The organism is Candidatus Magnetaquiglobus chichijimensis (assembly GCF_045865675.1).
In the GTDB taxonomy this organism is placed as follows: Bacteria; Pseudomonadota; Magnetococcia; order Magnetococcales; family Magnetaquicoccaceae; genus Magnetaquiglobus; species Magnetaquiglobus chichijimensis.
This window is the reverse complement of sequence record NZ_BAAFGK010000004.1, coordinates 1,784,463-1,804,751: the sequence shown is the minus strand read 5'-3', so window position 1 is coordinate 1,804,751 and position 20,289 is coordinate 1,784,463. Positions and strand designations below refer to the sequence as shown.

General features: G+C 57.4%; 33 protein-coding genes and 1 pseudogene. 30 read left to right on the top strand and 4 right to left on the bottom strand.

Features of this window, described 5'->3' with window-relative positions:
* Positions 1–12: 12 nt before the first annotated feature.
* From fusA to rplQ, 30 genes and pseudogenes are all read left to right on the top strand, one after another.
* The gene (fusA, locus tag ACOY6C_RS11940) at positions 13–2,094 is read left to right on the top strand and encodes an elongation factor G (protein ID WP_420905702.1); all 2,082 of its coding nucleotides are present in this window, start codon (positions 13–15) and stop codon (positions 2,092–2,094) included.
* Between the two features lie 12 nt (positions 2,095–2,106).
* Positions 2,107–3,297 carry an elongation factor Tu gene (tuf, locus tag ACOY6C_RS11935; RefSeq protein ID WP_420905701.1) on the top strand — a complete coding sequence of 397 codons (1,191 nt, stop codon included), beginning with the start codon at positions 2,107–2,109 and terminating at the stop codon, positions 3,295–3,297.
* A 52-nt stretch (positions 3,298–3,349) separates the two neighbouring features.
* Entirely contained in the window at positions 3,350–3,658 is a 309-nt protein-coding gene (gene rpsJ, locus ACOY6C_RS11930; protein WP_420905700.1) for a 30S ribosomal protein S10, read from the top strand.
* Between the two features lie 29 nt (positions 3,659–3,687).
* Complete coding sequence (gene rplC / locus ACOY6C_RS11925; protein WP_420905699.1) at positions 3,688–4,329, top strand: 50S ribosomal protein L3; 642 nt, start codon at positions 3,688–3,690, stop codon at positions 4,327–4,329.
* Positions 4,330–4,349: 20 nt separating this feature from the next.
* Entirely contained in the window at positions 4,350–5,030 is a 681-nt protein-coding gene (gene rplD, locus ACOY6C_RS11920) for a 50S ribosomal protein L4 (protein WP_420905698.1), read from the top strand.
* The gene (gene rplW / locus ACOY6C_RS11915) at positions 5,027–5,326 is read left to right on the top strand and encodes a 50S ribosomal protein L23 (protein WP_420905697.1); all 300 of its coding nucleotides are present in this window, start codon (positions 5,027–5,029) and stop codon (positions 5,324–5,326) included. The genes rplD and rplW overlap by 4 nt, the downstream gene beginning before the upstream one ends.
* 36 nt (positions 5,327–5,362) lie before the next feature.
* Positions 5,363–6,202 (top strand): 50S ribosomal protein L2, encoded by an 840-nt coding sequence (gene rplB, locus ACOY6C_RS11910; protein ID WP_420905696.1) that lies wholly within the window; start codon positions 5,363–5,365, stop codon positions 6,200–6,202.
* 91 nt (positions 6,203–6,293) lie between these two features.
* The gene (gene rpsS / locus ACOY6C_RS11905) at positions 6,294–6,572 is read left to right on the top strand and encodes a 30S ribosomal protein S19 (protein ID WP_420905695.1); all 279 of its coding nucleotides are present in this window, start codon (positions 6,294–6,296) and stop codon (positions 6,570–6,572) included.
* Positions 6,573–6,587: 15 nt separating this feature from the next.
* Positions 6,588–6,926 (top strand): 50S ribosomal protein L22, encoded by a 339-nt coding sequence (rplV, locus tag ACOY6C_RS11900; RefSeq protein ID WP_420905694.1) that lies wholly within the window; start codon positions 6,588–6,590, stop codon positions 6,924–6,926.
* A gap of 53 nt (positions 6,927–6,979) precedes the next feature.
* Positions 6,980–7,624, top strand: a complete 645-nt coding sequence (rpsC, locus tag ACOY6C_RS11895; RefSeq protein WP_420905693.1) for a 30S ribosomal protein S3 — start codon at positions 6,980–6,982, stop codon at positions 7,622–7,624.
* Positions 7,625–7,636: 12 nt separating this feature from the next.
* Positions 7,637–8,056, top strand: a complete 420-nt coding sequence (rplP, locus tag ACOY6C_RS11890) for a 50S ribosomal protein L16 (RefSeq protein WP_420905692.1) — start codon at positions 7,637–7,639, stop codon at positions 8,054–8,056.
* Entirely contained in the window at positions 8,056–8,271 is a 216-nt protein-coding gene (gene rpmC, locus ACOY6C_RS11885) for a 50S ribosomal protein L29 (RefSeq protein ID WP_420905691.1), read from the top strand. The genes rplP and rpmC overlap by 1 nt, the downstream gene beginning before the upstream one ends.
* 3 nt (positions 8,272–8,274) lie before the next feature.
* Positions 8,275–8,514, top strand: coding sequence for a 30S ribosomal protein S17 (rpsQ, locus tag ACOY6C_RS11880; protein ID WP_420905690.1), 240 nt, complete (start codon positions 8,275–8,277; stop codon positions 8,512–8,514).
* Positions 8,511–8,879, top strand: a complete 369-nt coding sequence (gene rplN, locus ACOY6C_RS11875) for a 50S ribosomal protein L14 (protein ID WP_420905689.1) — start codon at positions 8,511–8,513, stop codon at positions 8,877–8,879. Before rpsQ ends, rplN begins: the two co-directional genes overlap by 4 nt.
* Before the next feature lie 41 nt (positions 8,880–8,920).
* The gene (gene rplX, locus ACOY6C_RS11870; RefSeq protein ID WP_420905688.1) at positions 8,921–9,250 is read left to right on the top strand and encodes a 50S ribosomal protein L24; all 330 of its coding nucleotides are present in this window, start codon (positions 8,921–8,923) and stop codon (positions 9,248–9,250) included.
* A 72-nt stretch (positions 9,251–9,322) separates the two neighbouring features.
* Positions 9,323–9,862: a 50S ribosomal protein L5 gene (gene rplE, locus ACOY6C_RS11865; protein ID WP_420905687.1), complete on the top strand. Its 540-nt coding sequence runs from the start codon at positions 9,323–9,325 to the stop codon at positions 9,860–9,862.
* Positions 9,863–9,884: 22 nt separating this feature from the next.
* On the top strand, positions 9,885–10,070 hold the full coding sequence (locus ACOY6C_RS11860; RefSeq protein WP_420905686.1) for a type Z 30S ribosomal protein S14: 186 nt from the start codon (positions 9,885–9,887) through the stop codon (positions 10,068–10,070).
* 34 nt (positions 10,071–10,104) lie between these two features.
* Positions 10,105–10,500 carry a 30S ribosomal protein S8 gene (gene rpsH / locus ACOY6C_RS11855; protein ID WP_420905685.1) on the top strand — a complete coding sequence of 132 codons (396 nt, stop codon included), beginning with the start codon at positions 10,105–10,107 and terminating at the stop codon, positions 10,498–10,500.
* A gap of 18 nt (positions 10,501–10,518) precedes the next feature.
* Entirely contained in the window at positions 10,519–11,052 is a 534-nt protein-coding gene (gene rplF / locus ACOY6C_RS11850) for a 50S ribosomal protein L6 (RefSeq protein WP_420905684.1), read from the top strand.
* A gap of 50 nt (positions 11,053–11,102) precedes the next feature.
* Positions 11,103–11,468, top strand: coding sequence for a 50S ribosomal protein L18 (rplR, locus tag ACOY6C_RS11845; RefSeq protein ID WP_420905683.1), 366 nt, complete (start codon positions 11,103–11,105; stop codon positions 11,466–11,468).
* 51 nt (positions 11,469–11,519) lie between these two features.
* Positions 11,520–12,083, top strand: a complete 564-nt coding sequence (gene rpsE, locus ACOY6C_RS11840) for a 30S ribosomal protein S5 (RefSeq protein WP_420905682.1) — start codon at positions 11,520–11,522, stop codon at positions 12,081–12,083.
* A 12-nt stretch (positions 12,084–12,095) separates the two neighbouring features.
* Positions 12,096–12,275, top strand: a complete 180-nt coding sequence (gene rpmD / locus ACOY6C_RS11835; protein WP_420905681.1) for a 50S ribosomal protein L30 — start codon at positions 12,096–12,098, stop codon at positions 12,273–12,275.
* Between the two features lie 85 nt (positions 12,276–12,360).
* Entirely contained in the window at positions 12,361–12,843 is a 483-nt protein-coding gene (gene rplO / locus ACOY6C_RS11830) for a 50S ribosomal protein L15 (RefSeq protein ID WP_420905680.1), read from the top strand.
* A gap of 17 nt (positions 12,844–12,860) precedes the next feature.
* The gene (gene secY / locus ACOY6C_RS11825) at positions 12,861–14,183 is read left to right on the top strand and encodes a preprotein translocase subunit SecY (protein ID WP_420905679.1); all 1,323 of its coding nucleotides are present in this window, start codon (positions 12,861–12,863) and stop codon (positions 14,181–14,183) included.
* 27 nt (positions 14,184–14,210) lie between these two features.
* Positions 14,211–14,327: a 50S ribosomal protein L36 gene (gene rpmJ, locus ACOY6C_RS11820; protein WP_420905678.1), complete on the top strand. Its 117-nt coding sequence runs from the start codon at positions 14,211–14,213 to the stop codon at positions 14,325–14,327.
* Between the two features lie 85 nt (positions 14,328–14,412).
* On the top strand, positions 14,413–14,775 hold the full coding sequence (rpsM, locus tag ACOY6C_RS11815; protein WP_420905677.1) for a 30S ribosomal protein S13: 363 nt from the start codon (positions 14,413–14,415) through the stop codon (positions 14,773–14,775).
* Between the two features lie 61 nt (positions 14,776–14,836).
* Positions 14,837–15,238, top strand: coding sequence for a 30S ribosomal protein S11 (gene rpsK / locus ACOY6C_RS11810; RefSeq protein ID WP_420905676.1), 402 nt, complete (start codon positions 14,837–14,839; stop codon positions 15,236–15,238).
* Between the two features lie 35 nt (positions 15,239–15,273).
* A complete protein-coding gene (gene rpsD / locus ACOY6C_RS11805; RefSeq protein WP_420905675.1) occupies positions 15,274–15,900 on the top strand; it encodes a 30S ribosomal protein S4 in 627 nt (208 codons plus the stop codon).
* A gap of 23 nt (positions 15,901–15,923) precedes the next feature.
* Entirely contained in the window at positions 15,924–16,946 is a 1,023-nt protein-coding gene (locus ACOY6C_RS11800) for a DNA-directed RNA polymerase subunit alpha (RefSeq protein ID WP_420905674.1), read from the top strand.
* A 74-nt stretch (positions 16,947–17,020) separates the two neighbouring features.
* Positions 17,021–17,377, top strand: a pseudogene (rplQ, locus tag ACOY6C_RS11795) (50S ribosomal protein L17); the annotation flags it as partial.
* 237 nt (positions 17,378–17,614) lie between these two features.
* On the opposite strand, the gene arsC reads toward rplQ, so the two are convergent.
* The 4 genes from arsC to ACOY6C_RS11775 form a co-directional block, all read right to left on the bottom strand.
* Positions 17,615–17,968, bottom strand: a complete 354-nt coding sequence (gene arsC, locus ACOY6C_RS11790) for an arsenate reductase (glutaredoxin) (RefSeq protein WP_420905673.1) — start codon at positions 17,966–17,968, stop codon at positions 17,615–17,617.
* A 65-nt stretch (positions 17,969–18,033) separates the two neighbouring features.
* Positions 18,034–18,807 (bottom strand): peroxide stress protein YaaA, encoded by a 774-nt coding sequence (yaaA, locus tag ACOY6C_RS11785; protein WP_420905672.1) that lies wholly within the window; start codon positions 18,805–18,807, stop codon positions 18,034–18,036.
* A gap of 4 nt (positions 18,808–18,811) precedes the next feature.
* Entirely contained in the window at positions 18,812–19,606 is a 795-nt protein-coding gene (locus ACOY6C_RS11780) for a type 1 glutamine amidotransferase (RefSeq protein WP_420905671.1), read from the bottom strand.
* Entirely contained in the window at positions 19,588–20,283 is a 696-nt protein-coding gene (locus tag ACOY6C_RS11775) for a 4'-phosphopantetheinyl transferase family protein (protein ID WP_420905670.1), read from the bottom strand. Before ACOY6C_RS11775 ends, ACOY6C_RS11780 begins: the two co-directional genes overlap by 19 nt.
* Positions 20,284–20,289: the final 6 nt, after the last annotated feature.

Genomic DNA, 20,289 nt, shown 5'->3' with positions numbered 1-20,289 from the left:
AGGGGATGTGACGTGTCTAGGGAAATACCACTGTCTCGCGTGCGCAATATCGGCATCATGGCACATATCGATGCTGGTAAGACCACCGTGACTGAGCGGATTCTGTATTACACCGGTCGCTCGCACAAGTTGGGCGAGGTGCATGAAGGAACCGCGACCATGGACTGGATGGAGCAGGAGCAGGAGCGTGGCATCACGATCACCTCTGCTGCGACCACCTGTTTCTGGACCGATCATCGCATCAACATCATCGACACCCCTGGTCATGTGGACTTCACCATTGAGGTGGAACGTTCTCTGCGTGTGTTGGATGGCGCGGTGGCAGTCTTCTGTTCGGTGGGTGGCGTTCAGCCTCAGTCTGAGACGGTGTGGCGTCAGGCAGACCGCTATGGTGTGCCGCGTGTAGCCTTCGTCAACAAGATGGACCGCATGGGTGCGGATTTCTACCGTGTGGTCACGATGATCAAGGATCGTCTGAAGGCCAAGGCGGTGCCGCTCCAGTTGCCGATCGGCAGCGAAGAGAATTTCCGTGGCATGGTGGATCTGCTCTCCCGCAAGGCCTTCATCTTTGATGATGAGTCGCTGGGAGCGCGCTACGAAGTTCAAGAAGTTCCGGCCAACATGCTGGACACCGTGAACGAGTATCGCGAGAAGTTGATCGAAACGGCCCTTGAGGAAGATGATGCCCTGATGGAGCGTTATCTGGAGGGCGAGACCATCACCGAGACTGAGATCCGTTCCTGCGTCCGCAAGGGTGTGATCCGCAGTTCCTTCATTCCGGTGATGTGTGGTTCCGCCTTCAAGAACAAGGGTGTGCAGGCTCTGTTGGATGCGGTCGTGGCCTATTTCCCCTCACCCGAGGATGTTCCGGACGTGCAGGGCGTGAAGTCGGTGGACGATTCGACCCCGGACTCTCGCGAAGCCAAGGACACGGAGCCCTTTTCGGCTCTGGCCTTCAAGATCATGTCCGATCCGTTTGTGGGAAGCCTGACCTTCTTCCGTGTCTATTCGGGTGTGTTGACCGCTGGGTCCTACATTCTGAATCCAGGCAAGGACAAGAAGGAGCGCATTGGTCGCATCATGTTGATGCACGCCAACAAGCGCGAAGATGTGAAAGAAGTGAGAACCGGTGACATTGCTGCAGCTGTGGGCTTGAAAATGACCACGACCGGTGATACACTGTGTGACCCAGCCAAACCGATCATCCTGGAGAGAATGACCTTCCCGGAACCGGTGATCTCGATTGCCATCGAGCCGAAGACCAAGGCTGACCAGGAAAAGATGAGCCTGGCTCTTGGACGGTTGGCCCAGGAGGATCCATCCTTCCGGGTTTCGATCGATCATGAGACCAACCAGACGATCATCTCGGGCATGGGTGAGTTGCATCTGGAGATCCTGGTGGATCGTATGATGCGCGAATTCAAGGTCGAGGCGAATGTTGGCAAGCCGCAGGTTGCCTACCGCGAAACCATCACCAAAACGGTGGAATCCGAAGGCAAGTTTGTGCGTCAGTCCGGTGGTCGTGGTCAGTTCGGTCATGTCTGGCTGCGTATCGAGCCGCGTGAACCTGGAGCCGGCTTCCAGTTTCTGGATGAGATCAAGGGTGGCGTGGTGCCGCGCGAGTATATCTCTGCCGTGGCCAAGGGAGCCGAAGAGGCCCTTGGGAGCGGTGTGATGGCCGGCTATCCGATGGTGGATATTCAGGTTGCCCTCTATGACGGTTCCTACCATGAGGTGGACTCGTCGGAAATGGCATTCAAGATCGCAGCCTCCATGTCTCTCAAGGCGGGTTGCGCCAAGGCTTCGCCGGTGATTTTGGAGCCGATCATGGAGGTGGAGGTCGAGGTGACCGAGAACTTCATGGGGGATGTGATCGGTGATCTGAACTCACGTCGCGGTACGATTTATGGGATGGACTCCATCGCGGGCAATCAGTTGGTGAAGGCGATGGTCCCGCTGGCCAATATGTTCGGATACGCCACGGATCTGCGGTCCATGACCCAGGGACGTGCGACATTTACCATGCAGTTTCATCACTACGAACCGGTGCCGAAGAGTGTCGCTGACGAAATCGTGGCGAAGGTCAAGGGCTAAAGGGAAAAAGAGATGGCCAAGGCGAAATTCAATCGAAACAAACCGCACGTCAACATCGGCACCATCGGTCACGTTGACCATGGCAAGACGACCCTGACGGCGGCGATCACCAAGCATCTGGCGACCAAGGGGCTGGCCGAGTTCAAAGCGTATGACCAGATCGATGCGGCTCCCGAGGAGCGGGCTCGTGGTATCACGATCTCGACCGCCCATGTGGAGTACGAGACCGATCAGCGTCACTATGCGCATGTGGACTGCCCGGGTCACGCGGACTACATCAAGAACATGATCACCGGTGCCGCGCAGATGGACGGTGCCATCCTGGTGGTCTCCGCCGCCGACGGCCCGATGCCTCAGACCCGCGAGCACATCCTGTTGGCTCGTCAGGTGGGTGTGCCCTCGCTGGTGGTCTTCATGAACAAGGCCGACCAGGTGGATGATCCGGAACTGCTGGAGCTGGTCGAGCTGGAGGTTCGTGAGCTGCTGTCAAGCTACGACTTTCCGGGCGACGAGATCCCGATCGTGATCGGTTCGGCTCTGAAGGCCATGGAGGGTGATACCGGCCCGATGGGTTCCGGCGCGATCCAGAAGCTGATGGATGCGGTGGATGCCTACATCCCGCAACCGGAGCGTCCGCTGGATGGGGCCTTCCTGATGCCGATCGAGGATGTGTTCACCATTTCCGGTCGTGGCACGGTGGTGACCGGTCGCGTGGAGCGCGGTATCGTCAAAGTAGGCGAGAACGTCTCCATCGTCGGCATCAAGAATACGACGAACTCGGTCTGCACCGGCGTCGAGATGTTCCGCAAGCTGTTGGATCAAGGTCAGGCGGGCGACAACATCGGCGTGCTGCTGCGTGGCATCAAGCGTGAGGATGTGCAGCGTGGTCAGGTTTTGGCCAAGCCAAACTCGATCACTCCGCACACCAAGTTCAAGGCTGAATGCTACATCCTTTCCAAGGAAGAGGGTGGTCGGCATACACCGTTCTTCACCAACTATCGGCCTCAGTTTTATTTCCGGACCACCGATGTAACCGGTGTCCTGAATCTGCCCGAGGGCGTGGAGATGGTGATGCCGGGCGACAACATCGCCATGGAGGTGGAGTTGATCGCACCGATCGCCATGGAAAAAGGGTTGCGTTTCGCCATTCGTGAGGGTGGCAAGACTGTGGGTGCCGGCGTCGTCTCGGAAATCATGAAGTAAGCGATGGCCTGTTAGGGTACGGCGTCAGGAAGGCGATTTGGGTGAATGGGTAATGGATAATCAGAAGATACGAATCCGGTTGAAGGCATTTGACCATCGGATCCTGGATCAATCCACCGGTGAGATCGTGCAGACCGCACGTCGCACCGGAGCGGAAATTCGCGGGCCGATCCCGTTACCGACTCGCATCAGCCGGTATACGGTACTGCGTTCACCGCACGTGGATAAAAAATCCCGTGAACAGTTCGAGATCCGCACGCACAAGCGGGTCATCGATATCATCAATCCGACGCCTCAGACCGTGGACGCCCTGATGAAACTCGATCTGGCCGCTGGCGTTAACGTCGAGATCAAGCTGTAGGCGGCAGGTCTGAAGAAAGGATAATCAAGATGCGCGCGGGATTGATCGGACGCAAACTCGGTATGAGCCGGATCTTCACGGAAGATGGCAAAAGTGTGGCCGTCACCTTGGTGAAGGTGGGGCCATGCCCGGTCATCGGGTTGAAGACGAGCGACAAGAATGGCTATGATGCCGTACAGCTCGGCTTTGAGGATGCCAAACCCTCTCGGGTCAAGAAGCCGGTGCGGGGAATTTTTGCCAAGGCCAATGTGCCGCCGCAACGAATTCTCAAGGAGTTCCGGGTGACGGATACGGGTGAGTATGAAGTTGGCTCCTCTCTGAGCCTGGACCGATTTGAAGCTGGCGGTCGAGTGGATGTGACCGGAAAGAGCGTCGGAAAGGGGTTCGCCGGTGGGATGAAGCGCTGGGGATTCCGCGGTGGTCGTGCCACCCATGGTGCCCATCTGACCCACCGTTCCCCTGGTTCCATCGGTCAGTGTCAAACGCCGGGTCGAGTCTTCAAGAACAAGAAGATGGCCGGCCATATGGGTGATGAGAATGTGACGGTCATGGGGTTGACCGTGGCCTCCGTGGACCTGGAGCGCAATCTGCTGGTTCTGAAAGGCAGCGTGCCGGGTTCCAAGGGATCGGTGCTATTCATCCGCGATGCCGTCAAGGCGGTCCGGAAATGACCAGTTCGAGATCGGATGAGATGATTGACTTTCCTGTAATCGACGCGGCCAGCAATGAGTCGTCGCGCACCGTGAAGCTGAGCAGCCTGGGTTTTGGTTGTGTTGTACGCGGTGATCTGCTGACACGGGTGGTTCACTACCAACTGGCCAAGCGCCGTCTTGGCACCGCATCGACCAAACGTCGCGGCGAGGTGCGTGGTGGCGGACACAAGCCTTACCGTCAGAAGGGAACCGGTAATGCCCGTCAGGGTACGATCCGGGCTCCGCAATACCGGACCGGTGGTGTGGTGTTCGGGCCGCATCCCCGTGACTATGCGGTCAAGATGACCAAGAAGGAACGCGCCCTCGGGCTGCGTACCGCCTTGTCCGCCAAGCGCGAGGCCGGTGAGTTGATCGTCGTTCAGGATTTTGGCCTGGAGCGCATCAAGACCAAGGCGATGCTCGAGATCCTCAAGCGGATCGGTGCCGATCGTTCTTCCCTGATCGTGTTGCCGGGCATCGACGCCAATGTCGAGTTGTCGGTCCGCAACCTTCCGGGCGTGGATGTGATCCTGGTCGAGGGGGTCAATGTGTACGATATTCTCTCCCACGAAAAGCTGGTGATGACCGAAGCTGCACTGGCCAAACTGGAAGAGCGTCTTGCCAATCTGCCCGGCTCCAAGGCCGTCGGGATTGATGCAAGCGAAGGAGATCAGGCATGAGCGGTCCTTACACTCTGTTTCAGGTCCTGGATGCCCCGCGCATCACTGAAAAGGCAACCATGTGCCTGGAGCAAGGCAACCAGGTCGTCTTCCGCGTGGCCAAATGGGCCAACAAGCCGCAGATCAAGGCCGCGGTCGAGAAACTGTTCAACGTCAAGGTCGAAGCCGTGCAAACCCTGACGCAGTCGGGCAAGACCAAACGGGTGGGTCGCACGCAAGGACAAAGAAGCGACTGGAAAAAGGCGATCGTTCGCATTGCCGAAGGGCAAGCGATCGACTTTTATGCCAAGTCCTAACCGAGTGCGACACACGGAAACGCACGGAGCGCAATCATGGCACTGAAATATTTCAATCCCACCTCGAATGGCAAACGCACCCAAGTGTGTGTGGACCATAGCGCACTGCATCGTGGGGAACCGGAAGGAAGTCTCACCGAGGGCTTGAACAACTCCGGTGGACGCAACAGCTATGGCCGGATGACGGTTCGTCATCAAGGTGGTGGTCACAAGCAGCGCTACCGCATCATCGATTTCAAGCGCGACAAGCACGGCATTCCGGCCAAAGTCGAGCGGATCGAGTACGATCCCAACCGGACTGCGTTTATTGCCTTGCTGCACTATGTGGATGGCGAGAAGCGCTACATATTGGCCCCGCAGCGTCTCGCCGCTGGCGATCAGGTTCTCTCCGGAACCTCTGCCGAGGTGAAACCGGGCAATGCGATGCCGTTGCGAGTCATTCCGCTCGGTTCCGTGGTGCATAATGTGGAGTTGAAGCCCGCCAAGGGTGGACAACTGGCCCGCTCTGCTGGTAATTATGTACAGTTGATGGGCAAGGAAGGCAAGTATGCGCAGTTGAAGCTCCCTTCGGGCGAGATGCGCATGGTGCTGCTGGATTGCATGGCTACGATCGGTCAGGTTTCCAATCCGGATCATGGCAATGTCAAATTGGGCAAGGCGGGTCGTGCCCGCTGGATGGGCAAGCGTCCGTCGGTGCGTGGTGTGGCCATGAACCCGGTTGACCATCCGCACGGTGGTGGTGAGGGTCGTACCTCTGGAGGTCGTCATCCGGTGACCCCGTGGGGTGTTCCAACCAAGGGCAAGAAGACGCGCGTGGGCAGCAAACCCTCGGATCGTCTGATCATGCGTCGGCGCGTGACCGGCGATCGCAAGTAGCGTTCGCACGGCGTGGTTTTACTGGACAACGGGAAGCAACCGGGCACGAGGTCGTCAAGCTTCGGGTCATGACGGGTGCGAGAGGAATAGCATGGCACGTTCGATTCATAAGGGTCCCTTCTTCGATGGGTATCTCCTCCAGAAGGTGGAGAGACTACGCGATAATGGACGCAAGGAGCTGATCAAGACCTGGTCGCGGCGTTCGACGATCATTCCGGAATTCGTCGGCTACACCTTTGGCGTGCACAACGGTCGCAAGTTCATTCCGGTTCTGGTGACGGAAAACATGGTCGGTCACAAGCTCGGAGAGTTTTCCGCCACCCGTACCTTCCCCGGCCATGGCAACGACAAGAAATCCAACCGGAAATAAGGAAGGGACGGGAAGATGGAAGCCGTAGCTCGTTTGAGAAATCTCCCGGTCTCGCCCACAAAGGTCAGACTGGTCGTGGATTTGATTCGTGGTCTGCGCGTGGAAAATGCCCTGCGTACCTTGGAGTTCTCCAAGAAGCGGGTTGCCAATTCCGTGCGTGAGACTCTGAAATCGGCAATTGCCAATGCCGAGAACAATTTTGGTCTGGATGTCGATACGCTTGTGGTCTATCAGGCGAGTGTCGATCAAGGACTGGTCATGAAGCGGTTCCGTCCACGCGCCAGAGGTCGTGCGGGTCGTGTCACGAAACGGACGAGCCACCTGACCATCACGGTCCGGTCTACCGAGCCGTAAGGGAACAGCGGATCGCGAGATCCTCATCAAGATTAGAGCTGGAGAGCGACTCAATGGGTCAAAAGGTACATCCAACAGGATTTCGTCTTGGCGTTACCAAGACGTGGGATACACGCTGGTATGCCGATAAGGCGTTCGCTTCGTTGCTGCTCGAAGATATCAAGTTACGCGAGTGGATCAAGAAGCGCCTGGAACATGCAAGTGTATCGAAGGTCATCATTGAGCGTCCGGCCAAAAAAGCGCGCATCAATATTCACACAGCCCGACCCGGTATCATTATCGGCAAGAAGGGCGCGGATATCGAGAAGCTGAAAAACGATATCGCCAAGGTGGCCAACACCGAGGTTGCGATCAATATCGTTGAAGTGCGCAAGCCCGAAGCCGAGGCTCAGTTGATCGCCGAAAACGTCGCGCAACAGTTGGAAAGACGTGTGGCCTTCCGTCGAGCCATGAAGCGCGCCGTCACGTCTGCGATGCGCTTGGGTGCTTTGGGCATCCGGATCAATTGTGCCGGGCGACTGGGTGGTGGTGAAATCGCCCGTACCGAGTGGTATCGTGAAGGTCGCGTGCCTCTGCATACCCTGCGCGCGGACATTGAGTTTGGATTCGCGGATGCGAACACCCAGTATGGCGTCATCGGCGTCAAAGTATGGGTGTTCAAAGGCGAGATCATCGACAAGGAAATCAGGAGGCCGTAAGGATCCTTCATCATGCTTTTGCAACCCAAAAAGACCAAGTTCCGCAAGGCCCACAAGGGACGTATCCATGGGATCGCGGGAAGCTGTGATGAGCTGGACTACGGCCAGTATGGACTCAAGGCCCTGGAGGCCGGTCGTATCACGGCCCGTCAGATCGAGGCCGCGCGCCGTGCCATGACCCGGCACATCAAGCGCGGTGGCCGCATCTGGATCCGGATGTTCCCGGATGTTCCGGTCTCCAAGAAGCCCGCCGAGGTTCGTCAAGGTAAGGGTAAGGGCAACCCGGAGTATTGGATGGCGCGGGTCAAGCCGGGCCGTGTCATGTATGAGATGGAAGGGGTATCGGAGGAGATCGCCCGGGAAGCCATGGCTTTGGCCGGTGCGAAGCTGCCCATCCCCACCAAGTTTATTCATAACTGGAGGAAGGCGTGATGAAGGCCGCTGAAGTCAGGTCGCTGACCGAAGAGCAAATCGCCGACAAGTTGCGCGAGCTTCATCAGGAAGCATTCAATCTGCGCTTTCAACTCGCCACGGCGCAACTCGAAAATACGGCGAGAATTCGCAAGGTGCGCAAGGAGATCTCCCGGATCATGACGATCCAGGGAGAACGTGCGCGGCAACAAAATGCTGTGGCCAAGGGGAGTTGAGTCATGCCGCAACGCATCCTTCAGGGCGTCGTGGTGAGCGACAAGATGGACAAGACCGTGGTGGTCAAGGTGGAGCGAAACGTCCGTCACGAGTTGTACGGGAAGATTATCCGCCGCTCCAAGAAGTATAAGGCCCATGACCCGGACAATCGTCTCAAGGTGGGTGAAGTGGCGCGCATTCGTGAGTGCCCCCCGGTGAGCAAGGATAAGTGCTGGGTGGTGATTTCGGAGGAATCCGCATGATTCAGGTACAAACCACACTCGAGGTGGCGGACAACTCCGGAGCCAAGAAGGTGCAATGCATCAAGGTTCTGGGTGGTTCCAAGCGTCGCTATGCCCTGGTGGGCGATGTGATTGCCGTGGCCATCAAGTCCGCGATTCCGCGCGGCAAGGTCAAGAAGGGTGATGTGGCGCGAGCTGTCGTGGTCCGCACCAAGAAGCAGGTCGTTCGTGACGATGGCAGCTATATCCGTTTCGATCGCAACGCTGCGGTGCTGATCAACAAGTCCGGCGATCCAGTCGGTACCCGTATCTTCGGACCGGTTACCCGTGAATTGCGTGTCCGGAACTATATGAAAATCATTTCGCTGGCTCCTGAAGTGCTGTAAGGTGCCGGTTTTGAAAAGTGACGGTGACAAGTAGAGGTCCGATGAATACCGCTTTCAAAACTTCCCTGAAAAAGGGTGACCAGGTCGTTGTGATCTCCGGGAAGGACAAGGGCAAGCGCGGTCGCATCCTGAAGATCGTGACCGACCAGGAGTCTGCTCTGGTCGAGCGTATCAACATGATCAAGCGTCACACGCGGGCGACCAAGGATAAGGAAGCCTCGATCGTGGAAAAAGAGGCCCCGATCCATATTTCCAACCTGATGTTTTACGATGTGGCCACCGGCAAGGGCAGTCGGATCGGCAAGAAGATCCTGGAGGATGGTCGCAAGGTTCGCGTGGCCATCAAATCCGGCGAGACCATCGATCGGTAGGGTGTTTCAACGGACGGTTCAGTTCGTTCATAGTGAAGCCTCGAATGCCAAGGCCCCAGACAGGAACAGACCATGGCCAGATTGAAAGAGCTGTATGACAGGGAGATCGCTCCCGCCCTGATGAAGGAGTTTGGATACCGCAACGTGATGCAGATCCCGCGGATCGAAAAAATCGTCATCAACATGGGTGTGGGCAAGGCGGTCGCGGACAAGAATCTCTTGAACGGCGCCGTGACCGACATGACGGCCATCTCGGGACAAAAGCCGTTGGTGACCAAGGCCAAAAAGTCGGTGGCTGGCTTCAAGTTGCGCAAGGGACAGGCGATCGGCTGCTGCGTGACCTTGCGGCGTGTGAGGATGTACGAATTTTTGGATCGACTGATCAACGTGGCCCTACCGCGTACCCGTGACTTTCAGGGCGTCAAGGGAAATGCCTTTGATGGTCGTGGCAACTACTGCATGGGCCTCAAGGAACAGATCATCTTTCCGGAAATCGACTACGACAAGGTCGATGCGGTGCGTGGCATGGATATCGTGATCGTCACCTCCGCCACCACGGACAAGGAAGCCAAGGCTCTGTTGCGGGCATTCCGTATGCCTTTCAAGAATTGATCGTCGAGGATGATGCGAACTCATGGCCAAGAAATCGTTGATTGCCAAGTGCAAGCGTAAACCGAAGTTTTCTGTTCGGACCTATCATCGCTGTGCCCGTTGTGCTCGACCCAGGGGGTATCTGCGCAAGTTCACGCTTTGCCGCATCTGTCTGCGTCAACTTTCGCTGCGCGGTGAGATTCCGGGTATCGTGAAAGCATCGTGGTAAGAACTGTTTTATTGAGAATTGGAGCTTTGTTTCCATGGGTATGACCGATCCAATCAGTGACATGTTGACCCGGATCCGCAATGCGCAGATGGTGCGCAAGGATCAGGTCGATGTCCCCGTGTCCAAGATCAAGACCCGTATTGCCGAGATCCTTATGGAAGAGGGGTATGTCTCCAAGGTCGAACTCGTGGCCGAAGGAAAATTTCCCATTTTGCGATTGGATCTCAAGTATCGCAAGGGCCGTCCGGTGATCGAAGAGATCAATCGACGCTCCCGTCCTGGCCGACGCGTCTATGTGGCGAAGGATGAGATTCCGAAGGTGTACCAGGGCTTGGGAATCGCCATTCTTTCCACCAGCAAGGGTGTTGTATCCAATCGCCAGGCGCGCAAGATGGGCGTTGGCGGTGAGCTTTTGTGTACCGTATTCTAACATTCGAGGAACGTTCTCGTGTCCAGAATTGGCAAATTACCGATCTCTGTCCCCAAGGGGGTGGAGGTGACCATCGACAATCAGACCGTTCAAGTCTCCGGCAAGTTGGGTAGCCTCACCCGCACCTTTCCCGCCGAAGTTCAGGTCACCCGTGATGGGGATCAGCTGATTGTCATTCCGATTGGCAACTCCAAGAACAGCAGTGCGCTCTGGGGGTTGGCTCGTGCTCTCCTGTTCAACATGGTCAAGGGGGTGTCCGAGGGATTTACCAGGACCCTCGAGATCATTGGGGTTGGCTATCGTGCTGCGGTTGAGGGGCGGGTGCTGAAGCTGAACCTGGGCTTTTCCCATCCGGTGGATTTCAAATTGCCAGATGGCATCGAAGTCTCGGTGGATAAGAATACCCTGTTGGTCTTGAAGGGGATCGATGCCGAGCGTTTGGGTCAGACCTGTGCCGAAATCCGTACCTATCGTCTGCCCGAGCCTTACAAAGGCAAGGGGATTTTGTATCAGGGCGAGAAGATTCAGCGCAAGGTCGGCAAGAAGAAGTAAGCCGGAGTCGGATTTCGGCGGACAACGTCAATACGCATGGGGATGGTTTGATGTCACAGGACAGACATGTGGCCAGAAAGATTCGCAGCGCGCGAATCCGTTTCAAGATCCGTCAAGTCGCTGGAGACCGTCCGCGTCTTTCGGTTTTTCGCAGTGCCAAGCATATTTACGCGCAGATTATTGATGACGCCGTTGGACGTACCATCGTCTCGGCCTCCACGGTGGAAAAAGAGATTCGCGAGCAGCTGAAGAACGGTGGCAACAGAGAGGCAGCTGCCTTGGTGGGTCAACGTATCGCCGAGAAGGCCAAGGCTGCCAATGTGGGTACCGTGGTTTTCGACCGCAGCGGTTATCTGTATCATGGCCGGGTGAAGACCCTGGCTGATGCGGCGCGTGAAGGCGGTTTGGATTTCTAGGGAAGTCAGTCCATTTGATGGGCTTGGACGCAAGATCAGGCAGGAGCGGCGATGGCTAAGCGACGCAGCAATCAGGCGAACAACAACAATAACAATAACGCGCCGGAAGAGAAGGTCGGTGGCTGGCAGAGCGATGATTACATCGAGAAGCTGGTGACGATCAAGCGTACCGCCAAGGTGGTGAAGGGTGGCAGCCGGTTCAACTTCTCGGCCATTGTCGTGGTTGGTGATGGCAAGGGCCGCGTCGGTTATGGATTGGGCAAGGCCAAGGAAGTTCCGGAGAGCATTCGCAAAGCCACGGAAAAGGCCCGCAAGAGCATGATGGACATTCCGATCAAGGATGGTCGCACCATCTTCCATCAGATGATCGGTCACTATGGCGCGGGTGGTGTCATTCTGCGTCCGGCGGTCGAAGGTACTGGCATCATTGCCGGTGGTTCGATGCGTCCGATCTTCGAGGCCCTCGGAATTCGCGATATCCTCGCCAAGTCCACGGGCACCTCGAATCCGCACAATCTCATCAAGGCGACCTTTGATGCTTTGAAGGCGATTCGTTCACCCAAGGAAGTGGCCGCCAAGCGCGACCTTCCGATGGACCGCTTTGGCGCCGCATAAGGGGGGGATCCGATGTCCAAGACTCTCAAGGTGGAGCAGATCCGCTCTTTGATCGGTCGTCCCGAAGAGCAGCGTTTGATTGTTCGCGGTTTGGGTTTGAAGCGCATTCGACACGTCCGTGAGTTGCAGGACAATCCCTGCATACGCGGCATGATCGCCAAGGTTCCGCATCTGGTGCGCCTGGTCGAGTAGCTTTTTTTTGTAGAGATTGAAGATGGACATCAAGCCGTGTCAACAGGGCTTGATACCCTACCTATCCTGTAAGGTTGTGGATACCATGAAACTGAATGAACTGCCCAAGAATCCCGCCGGTGCCCGTGGTGGCAAACGTGTGGGACGTGGTATCGGTTCCGGTCACGGCAAAACCAGCTGTCGTGGTCAAAAAGGTCAGAAGGCCCGCTCGGGTGGCTATCACAAGGTGGGTTTCGAGGGCGGTCAGATGCCCTTGCAGCGCCGTCTTCCCAAGCGAGGCTTCAAGAATCCGTTCCGCAAGGTCTATGCCCTGGTCAACCTGCAGGATCTTGATCTGTTCGATGCCGGCGTGACGGTTGGGATCGAGGATCTCAAGGCTCGCGGGCTGGTGGGGCGTGAGCGTGATGGCGTGAAGCTGTTGGCTCAGGGTGAGATCACCAAGCCGCTGTTCATCACTGTGGATCGCGCTTCGGCCTCGGCGGTTGCCAAGGTGCGTGCGGCAGGTGGCAGCGTGACCGTGAATCAAGCTGAATCGGATGAAGAGTCGCACTCCGAAGCGGGTGCCTGAGCGTAGACAGAGGGTTCATGGACGCGCAATCTCCTTTTGCCGGTCTGGCCAATCTTGGCCGTATCCCCGAGTTGCGCAAACGACTCATATTCACCCTTGGGATGCTGATTGTCTATCGGATCGGTGCTCATGTACCGACACCGGGCATTGATCCCAAGGCTCTGGCGGCTTTTTTTGATCAACAGCAAGGCACGCTGCTCGGCATGTTCAACATGTTTTCGGGTGGTGCGCTTTCCCGATTGACGGTTTTTGCCCTGGGCATCATGCCCTACATCTCCTCCTCGATCATCCTGCAATTGATGACCGCTGTCTTTCCGAAGCTCGAGGCCATCAAGAAGGAAGGGGAGATGGGACGGCGCAAGATCAACCAGTATACCCGATTTGGAACGGTGGTTCTCTCCATCTTCCAGGGGTTTGGCATTGCTTATGGCCTGGAATCCATGCAAGCCGGCGGTTTGGGCGTGGTGGTGGAACCAGGTTGGTCGTTCCGTGTCATGACCGTGATCACCTTGACCTCAGGCACGGCATTCATCATGTGGGTGGGTGAGCAGATCACCGCACGCGGCATTGGCAATGGCATCTCGCTGATCATCTATGCGGGGATTGTCGCCAATCTGCCCATCGCCCTGGTCAAGACCCTTGAATTGGCGCGCACCGGTGACCTGCAACCCTTGTTCGTGCTGTTCCTGCTGATCATGTCGGTGGCGGTGACCGCCTTCATCATCTTCATGGAACGTGCGCAGCGCCGCATTACGGTTCAGTACGCCAAGAGACAGGTGAGCGGACGCCGCATGGTGGGAGGCGAGAGCACCCACTTGCCGTTGAAGATCAACACGTCGGGTGTGATCCCGCCGATCTTTGCCAGCTCCATCATTCTGTTCCCCGTGACCATCGCCAATTTTGCGCCGTGGGATTGGCTCAAGGGGATGGCCACCGCCCTCTCTCCTGGGCATGTGGCGTATATGGTGGTCTATTCGTTGGCCATTGTTTTCTTCTGCTACTTCTATACCGCGATTGTTTTCAATCCTCAGGAGACGGCGGACAATCTGCAGAAGTATGGTGGGTTCGTGCCGGGTATCCGACCGGGTGCGCGTACAGCGGAGTATCTGGACAAGATTCTGACGCGGCTGACTCTGGTGGGGGCAATGTACGTGACCGGAGTTTGTCTCTTGCCTGAGATTCTGATTTCAAGCTATAATGTGCCGTTTTATTTCGGAGGGACCTCCATGCTGATCGTCGTCGGCGTCACCATGGATACCTCCGCGCAGATTCAATCCTTTTTGATCAGCCGTCAGTATGAAGGGTTGATGCAAAAAGCCCGGATTCGTGGTCGTACCTGACGACCCAAACGTGGAGGAGTTTTCCAGATGAAGGTCCGTGCATCGGTGAAGACGCTTTGCAAACTCTGCAAAGTGGTGAAGCGCAAGGGCGTTGCTCGGGTGATCTGCCCGGCGCATCCGAAACACAAACAGCGCCAGGGTTGAGTTTGGTATCCTGCTGCGAGAATCCCTTGGGTTCTTGCTGAAATGGCGTATAATCCGTGAATTCGGCTATTGAGGAGATTTGAAGGTGGCCCGTATTGCTGGCGTGAACATTCCGATCAACAAGCGGATGGAAGTGGCTTTGACCTATATCTACGGGATCGGTCCGGTTCGGGCCAAGCAGATTCTGAAGGAGGCCGAGGTCTCCACCGAAGTCCGCGCGCGTGATCTCTCCGAGGCCGAGGTCGCCCGCATTCGCGCCGTCATCGACAAGGAGCATGTTGTCGAGGGCGATCTGCGACGTCAGGTTGCGATGAATACCAAGCGGTTGATGGATCTGGGCTGCTATCGTGGTCTGCGTCATCGCCGTGGTTTGCCGGTTCGTGGACAACGTACCCATACCAATGCCCGGACACGCAAAGGACCGCGTCGTGCCGTGGTTGGTAAATGATCTTGAATCTATTACTGATTGGCCCAGGTGACAAGACCGGGCAGGAAATCGAGGAGTAAACATGGCGACGAAGGCTCAGAAAACCGCGACTCGAATCAAAAAGAAGGAGCGGAAAAATATCGCCAGCGGGATCGCGCATATCCGATCCACATTCAACAATACCATTGTTTCGATCACCGACACCGCGGGAAATGTGATCTCCTGGGGTTCGGCTGGCGCACAAGGGTTCAAGGGATCGCGTAAGTCCACCCCCTTTGCCGCCCAGATGGCTGCCGAAGATGCGGGACGCAAAGCCCAGGAGCATGGCATGCGCAACCTTGAGGTGCGCCTGAAAGGTCCTGGCTCTGGGCGTGAATCGGCCTTGCGTGCCTTGGCCAATATCGGTTTTAACATTGCCTTTGTTCAGGATGTGACTCCCATTCCACATAATGGTTGCCGTCCTCCGAAACGGCGTCGCGTCTGATTCGACTCGGTAGATATAAGGGACTCTAGGGAAACATGGCCCGTTATTTTGGATCCAAATGCAGACTCTGTCGTCGCGAGGCGGCCAAACTCTTCCTGAAAGGGGAGAAATGCTTCTCGGACAAGTGCGCCATCGAGCGTCGAAACTATGGCCCTGGTCTGCATGGACAGCGGCGCCGCAAGGTTTCGGACTATGGCGTGCATCTGCGCGAAAAGCAGAAGATCAAGCGCACCTACTGCCTTCTGGAAAAGCAGTTCCGCAACTACTTCGAGAAGGCATCCCGCATGTCGGGCGTTACCGGTGAGAACCTGTTGGTCCTCCTGGAGCGGCGTCTCGACAATGTGGTCTATCGCCTCGGATTCTCGGCATCGCGTAGCGAAGCCCGCCAGGTGGTCAGTCACAAACAGATCCTCGTGAATGGCAATTGCGTGAATATCGCTTCCTATCTGGTCAAACCAGGTGACAGGATCGCGGTGGATGAGACATGCAGAAACCATTTGCGCATCAAGGGCGCCATGGAAAGTGCCATGCGTCGCAGTTTCCCTTCCTGGCTCGAGGTGGATCCGGTTTCCCTGTCCGGAACGTTCGTGTCGTTCCCGGATCGTGCGGATCTGCCGGCGGATTATAACGAGAACCTCATCGTGGAACTGTATTCCAAGTAACGTGTTTATTTGGATGGGGGATTGTGATGTACAGGAACTGGACGGAATTGATCAAGCCCCGCAAGGTTGAGCTGGTCGGCGATGGAGATTCTCAATACAAGGCGACCTTGATCGCCGAGCCGTTGGAACGTGGTTTTGGAACAACGCTGGGCAATGCTCTACGTCGTATTCTTCTCTCCTCCTTGCAAGGCGCGGCGGTCTCCGCCGTGCGCATCGAAGGGGTTTTGCACGAGTTCTCAAGCATCCCTGGCGTTTTGGAAGATGTGACCGACATCATCCTCAATCTCAAGGGTGTCGCGATTCGCATGAAGAGCAGTACCACCCGTACCATGACCCTCGTCGCGGAGAAGGAAGGGGTGGTCACCGCTGCGGATATCGATTGCGGTCATGATATCGAGATCCTCAATCCGAATCACCACATCGCCACCCTGAACAAGAGCGGCAAGCTGAACATGACCATGACCGTGACCACGGGCAAGGGGTATGTTCGTGCCTCCGCGGGTGCCGATGACCAGCCGACCAACATCGGCGACATCCCCATGGACTGCAGCTACAATCCGGTCAAACGGGTCTCCTACAAGGTCTCCAACGCTCGTGTGGGACAGCAGACCGACTACGACAAACTCGAGCTTTACATCGAGACCAATGGCGTGGTCAGTCCCGAGGATGCCCTGGCCCTGGCCGCCAAGATCCTGCAGGATCAGTTGAGCCTGTTCATCAATTTTGACGATATCCCGATTCACGAGGGACGTGATGACCACGCCTCGCCGAAGTGGAATCCCAACCTCTTCCGTAAGGTGGATGAGCTGGAACTGTCGGTGCGTTCCGCCAATTGCCTCAAGAACGACGATATCGTATACATCGGCGACTTGGTTCAGAAAACCGAGTCCGAGATGTTGAAGACTCCGAATTTTGGACGCAAATCCTTGAACGAAATCAAGGAGGTGCTCGAGGAGATGGACTTGAGCCTTGGCATGCACCTGGATGGGTGGCCGCCTGAAAACATTGAAGAGCTGGCCAAGCAGTTCGAGGAAGAGAATTTTTGATTGTCATGCACTTGGCGCGGATGGATGAAGGTATCATTCGGCGTTGACTGGACGATGGAAGGACACAGAGAATCATGAGACATCTCAAGCAGGGCCGCAAGCTCAATCGCAGACCCGACATTCGCAATGCCTTGTTGCGCAACATGCTGACCAGCCTGTTCCGTTATGAGCGGATCGAAGTGACCGTGCCGCGCGCCAAGGAGTTGCGCATGCTGGCCGACAAGCTGGTGACCCTGGGCAAGGATGGTTCCTTGCATGCCCGGCGTCAGGCTTTGTCGGTTATGACCGACAAGGAGGTCACCCACAAGCTCTTCTCGGATATCGCCGAGCGCAACAAGGAGCGCAATGGTGGCTACACCCGTATCATCAAGACCCGGCATCGCTACGGCGATTGTGCGCCCATGGCCTTCATCGAGTTGGTGGAGCGGGAAGCCGCTGTTTGATCCTGGCGTTTGTTTGCAGCCATTGAATGGAAACAAAAAAGCCGCTGGCATCTGTCAGCGGCTTTTTTGTTGATTGGATCGGGATGTGGCCTTGCTTCCTTGAGGCGCGGGAGAATGTTTTGGGCGTTCTTCCGGGTTTGGTGGATGGGGAAAAAACCGATCACTTGAGGCGCGGGAGACCGTTTTGGGCGTTCTTCCAGGTTCGGTGGATGGGGACAAAACCGATCACTTGAGGAGCGGGAGAACGTTTTCGGGCGGTCTGCCCAAGACAGCGCGGGTGCCGATCCGGACCACCGGTCTTTCGATCAGCTTGGGATGGGCGACCATGGCGGCGATCAGTTGGGCATGGGTCAGGTTCGGGTCGGCCAATCCCAGTTCCTTGTAGAGCGTTTCGCCGGTGCGCAACAGTTGTCGCGGGGTCAGATCGAGGGCGGACAGAACCCGCTCCAGCTCCTGGGCGTCCGGTGGGGTCTCCAGATAGTGGACCACACGCGGGGTCACCCCGTTCTCCTCGAGCAGTTGCAAGGTTTGGCGCGATTTGGAGCAGCGCGGGTTGTGCCAGATGGTGATCTCTTCCATGGGGATGCGTTCCTGATGGGTGGGTTGTGGTACGGGACTGTTGCGGAGAGGACGTCGCCTGGGTTTCAGGCGAATGGCGCCGTTTCTGGTCGCACGAAGATCCAGTGGCTGGCATTCGACAGCTCTGGACGATACCGGTAGCCTCCTTCTGTGAACGCCTGCAAGGGTTCCGGGCATTCCAGGCGTTGGGTGATCATGTGGCGTGCCATGGCGCCTCGGGCGCGTTTGGCCATCAGGCCGATCACCTGGAGCCTGCCACGCCGCTCCTCCTTGAAGACCGGCGTCACCATGGGCAGTCCAGCGACCGCCTTGGCGTACTCCTCGGAGGCCAGATTGATCACTGTGGGGTTGGCATGCGTGGCGACCTGAGCAGTGATCGCCTCGATCAGTTGTTTGCCCCAGAAGGCATACAGATCCTTGCCGCGTGGATTGGCCAGCCGGGTGCCCATCTCCAATCGATAGGGTTGAATCCGGTCCAGGGGACGCAGCAGGCCGTAGAGACCGGTGAGGATGCGCAGATGTCCCTGGGCGAATTCCCAGTCGTCGAGTGACCAGGAGTCCACATCCAACCCGGTGTAGGTGTCGCCGCGATAGAGTTGCGCGGCGGGATGGCCAACCTGGGGTGCGGGGTTGGCGATGAACGACTGGAAGCGCTCGGCGTTGAGTCGCGCCAGGGCCGGACTGATGTTCATGAGGGATTCGAGTGCCGGCGCGTCGAATCCTCGCATGACTTCTGCGAGTTCCTGCGCCAACTGTTGAAAAAAAGGTTGCGTGGTGGCCAGGGGGAGCGGCTCGGGATGCGGATCCAGGGTTTTGGCTGGTGAGATCAGGGCGAGCATTGTTTTACCGGTCCCTGCGGTTCGTGTGGTCGTTGTTTGTTGGGTTGGGGGTTTGGGGGAAGCCGGTACGGTTGGCTTCCCCATGCCCGTGCGATCCGCGCGCGCGAAAAAATCCAGCGATCCATTCAGCCACGAGCTGGTTGTCCACGTCAAGTGCCAGACGCTTTCGCGCCATTTCCACCTCGGTACGCTCTTTTTCCGGACGCGGGAGTTCGATCAGGGCCTGCATGTAGGGATGGTCGAACTCCGGATGACCCTGGATTCCGAGGCTGGCCTCACCTGCCTGGAACATCGCGCAGGGGCAGTTGTCACTGGTGGCCAGGGTTTGTCCATCTGGTGGCAGACGGATCACCTGATCGCGATGGGCGAAGGGGAGATGGAGCACGGTTTGGCAAGGCACCATCCAGGGCGTGGGCGCGGTGATCTCGATCCGCCTGGTGCCCAGTCGCAAGCCGCCGCTGGCCCGTTCCACGGAACCACCCAGGGATTGGGCCAGCAGTTGATGGCCGAAGCAGATCCCCACGAAGGGGTGTGCGGCGGCATGCACGGCGCGGATGAAGGCCATGAGCGGCGGCAGCCAGGGCAGGGGATGGTAGACCGAATCGTCGGAGCCCGGACAGATATAGCCGTCGCAGGTGTGCACCGAATCGGGCAGCTTCCCTTCTCGTACCTCGAAGATGCGCAGGCGCGCTTCGGGCAGAACGTCGGCCAGCATCCGTTGGTACATCGCCGGGTACTCCCCGAACCGTTCCGTCAGCGGTTTGGGTGGTGTTCCGACACTCAAATAGCCGATTTCCATAGGGGCTCCAGTGTGATCGGTGGATCTTGATCTTCAAAAAACGTGGGGGGTAGCAGCGAGGAACCTCTTTTTGGACTGGCCAGCGCCACATGGCAGCACAATCCAATCGGCACCGCGACCGGCAGGATCGACCAGTGGTTGCCGTTTTCCCCTACGGTGCCCCGGTTGCCGGTGATGCGCAGGTGCTCCAGGGGAAACGAGAGTCCCCGGCCATCGGCCTTGAGGAGTGCTTCTCGGCGTGTCCAGGCGTCAAAGAAGGCGAGAAACGGGTCTGTCGCCGCTTCGATCTCCTCCCACGCATCGCGGGGGAAGAGCCGTTCGAAATCATGCAGGTCGAGCGGGCGGATCCGCTCGCAATCGATGCCTATTTCGCCAACACGGGTCACGGCGCATAGGACCAGACCATCGGTATGGGAGATGTTGAAGAAAATATCCTCTGCCACGCTCGGTTTGCCGAACGGACCCAGGCGCCAGGATTGCAGGGTGTGGCCTGGATGGTGTTCGGCGAGCAGCGCCTGTCGCACCAGCCATTTCCCCAGCAGCGCGGCCTGACGATCCTGCCAGCGCTTGTAGCGTTGGATCGCGGGGTGCATCGCGGCGGGAAGGGAGGTCAGCAGTTCTTCCCGGATGGACTCTGGGAGCGGGGTGGCGTTGTCGGCGGCAAGCACGCGGATCACCCCGGC

What these genes read in the sequence shown, in the direction of transcription:
- rpsC (WP_420905693.1), top strand. Translation starts at nt 6,980, where the DNA reads ATGGGTCAAAAGGTACATCCAACAGGATTTCGTCTTGGCGTTACCAAG.
- secY (WP_420905679.1), top strand. Translation starts at nt 12,861, where the DNA reads ATGGACGCGCAATCTCCTTTTGCCGGTCTGGCCAATCTTGGCCGTATC.
- rplR (WP_420905683.1), top strand. Translation starts at nt 11,103, where the DNA reads ATGTCACAGGACAGACATGTGGCCAGAAAGATTCGCAGCGCGCGAATC.
- rpsD (WP_420905675.1), top strand. Translation starts at nt 15,274, where the DNA reads ATGGCCCGTTATTTTGGATCCAAATGCAGACTCTGTCGTCGCGAGGCG.
- rplN (WP_420905689.1), top strand. Translation starts at nt 8,511, where the DNA reads ATGATTCAGGTACAAACCACACTCGAGGTGGCGGACAACTCCGGAGCC.
- rplC (WP_420905699.1), top strand. Translation starts at nt 3,688, where the DNA reads ATGCGCGCGGGATTGATCGGACGCAAACTCGGTATGAGCCGGATCTTC.
- rplD (WP_420905698.1), top strand. Translation starts at nt 4,350, where the DNA reads ATGATTGACTTTCCTGTAATCGACGCGGCCAGCAATGAGTCGTCGCGC.
- arsC (WP_420905673.1), bottom strand. Translation starts at nt 17,968, where the DNA reads ATGGAAGAGATCACCATCTGGCACAACCCGCGCTGCTCCAAATCGCGC.
- ACOY6C_RS11780 (WP_420905671.1), bottom strand. Translation starts at nt 19,606, where the DNA reads ATGGAAATCGGCTATTTGAGTGTCGGAACACCACCCAAACCGCTGACG.
- rpsJ (WP_420905700.1), top strand. Translation starts at nt 3,350, where the DNA reads ATGGATAATCAGAAGATACGAATCCGGTTGAAGGCATTTGACCATCGG.
- rpsQ (WP_420905690.1), top strand. Translation starts at nt 8,275, where the DNA reads ATGCCGCAACGCATCCTTCAGGGCGTCGTGGTGAGCGACAAGATGGAC.
- ACOY6C_RS11860 (WP_420905686.1), top strand. Translation starts at nt 9,885, where the DNA reads ATGGCCAAGAAATCGTTGATTGCCAAGTGCAAGCGTAAACCGAAGTTT.
- tuf (WP_420905701.1), top strand. Translation starts at nt 2,107, where the DNA reads ATGGCCAAGGCGAAATTCAATCGAAACAAACCGCACGTCAACATCGGC.
- rpmJ (WP_420905678.1), top strand. Translation starts at nt 14,211, where the DNA reads ATGAAGGTCCGTGCATCGGTGAAGACGCTTTGCAAACTCTGCAAAGTG.
- rpmC (WP_420905691.1), top strand. Translation starts at nt 8,056, where the DNA reads ATGAAGGCCGCTGAAGTCAGGTCGCTGACCGAAGAGCAAATCGCCGAC.
- rplO (WP_420905680.1), top strand. Translation starts at nt 12,361, where the DNA reads ATGAAACTGAATGAACTGCCCAAGAATCCCGCCGGTGCCCGTGGTGGC.
- yaaA (WP_420905672.1), bottom strand. Translation starts at nt 18,807, where the DNA reads ATGCTCGCCCTGATCTCACCAGCCAAAACCCTGGATCCGCATCCCGAG.
- rpsE (WP_420905682.1), top strand. Translation starts at nt 11,520, where the DNA reads ATGGCTAAGCGACGCAGCAATCAGGCGAACAACAACAATAACAATAAC.
- rpmD (WP_420905681.1), top strand. Translation starts at nt 12,096, where the DNA reads ATGTCCAAGACTCTCAAGGTGGAGCAGATCCGCTCTTTGATCGGTCGT.
- rplP (WP_420905692.1), top strand. Translation starts at nt 7,637, where the DNA reads ATGCTTTTGCAACCCAAAAAGACCAAGTTCCGCAAGGCCCACAAGGGA.
- rplB (WP_420905696.1), top strand. Translation starts at nt 5,363, where the DNA reads ATGGCACTGAAATATTTCAATCCCACCTCGAATGGCAAACGCACCCAA.
- rplW (WP_420905697.1), top strand. Translation starts at nt 5,027, where the DNA reads ATGAGCGGTCCTTACACTCTGTTTCAGGTCCTGGATGCCCCGCGCATC.
- rpsH (WP_420905685.1), top strand. Translation starts at nt 10,105, where the DNA reads ATGGGTATGACCGATCCAATCAGTGACATGTTGACCCGGATCCGCAAT.
- rpsK (WP_420905676.1), top strand. Translation starts at nt 14,837, where the DNA reads ATGGCGACGAAGGCTCAGAAAACCGCGACTCGAATCAAAAAGAAGGAG.
- rplX (WP_420905688.1), top strand. Translation starts at nt 8,921, where the DNA reads ATGAATACCGCTTTCAAAACTTCCCTGAAAAAGGGTGACCAGGTCGTT.
- rpsS (WP_420905695.1), top strand. Translation starts at nt 6,294, where the DNA reads ATGGCACGTTCGATTCATAAGGGTCCCTTCTTCGATGGGTATCTCCTC.
- rplE (WP_420905687.1), top strand. Translation starts at nt 9,323, where the DNA reads ATGGCCAGATTGAAAGAGCTGTATGACAGGGAGATCGCTCCCGCCCTG.
- rplV (WP_420905694.1), top strand. Translation starts at nt 6,588, where the DNA reads ATGGAAGCCGTAGCTCGTTTGAGAAATCTCCCGGTCTCGCCCACAAAG.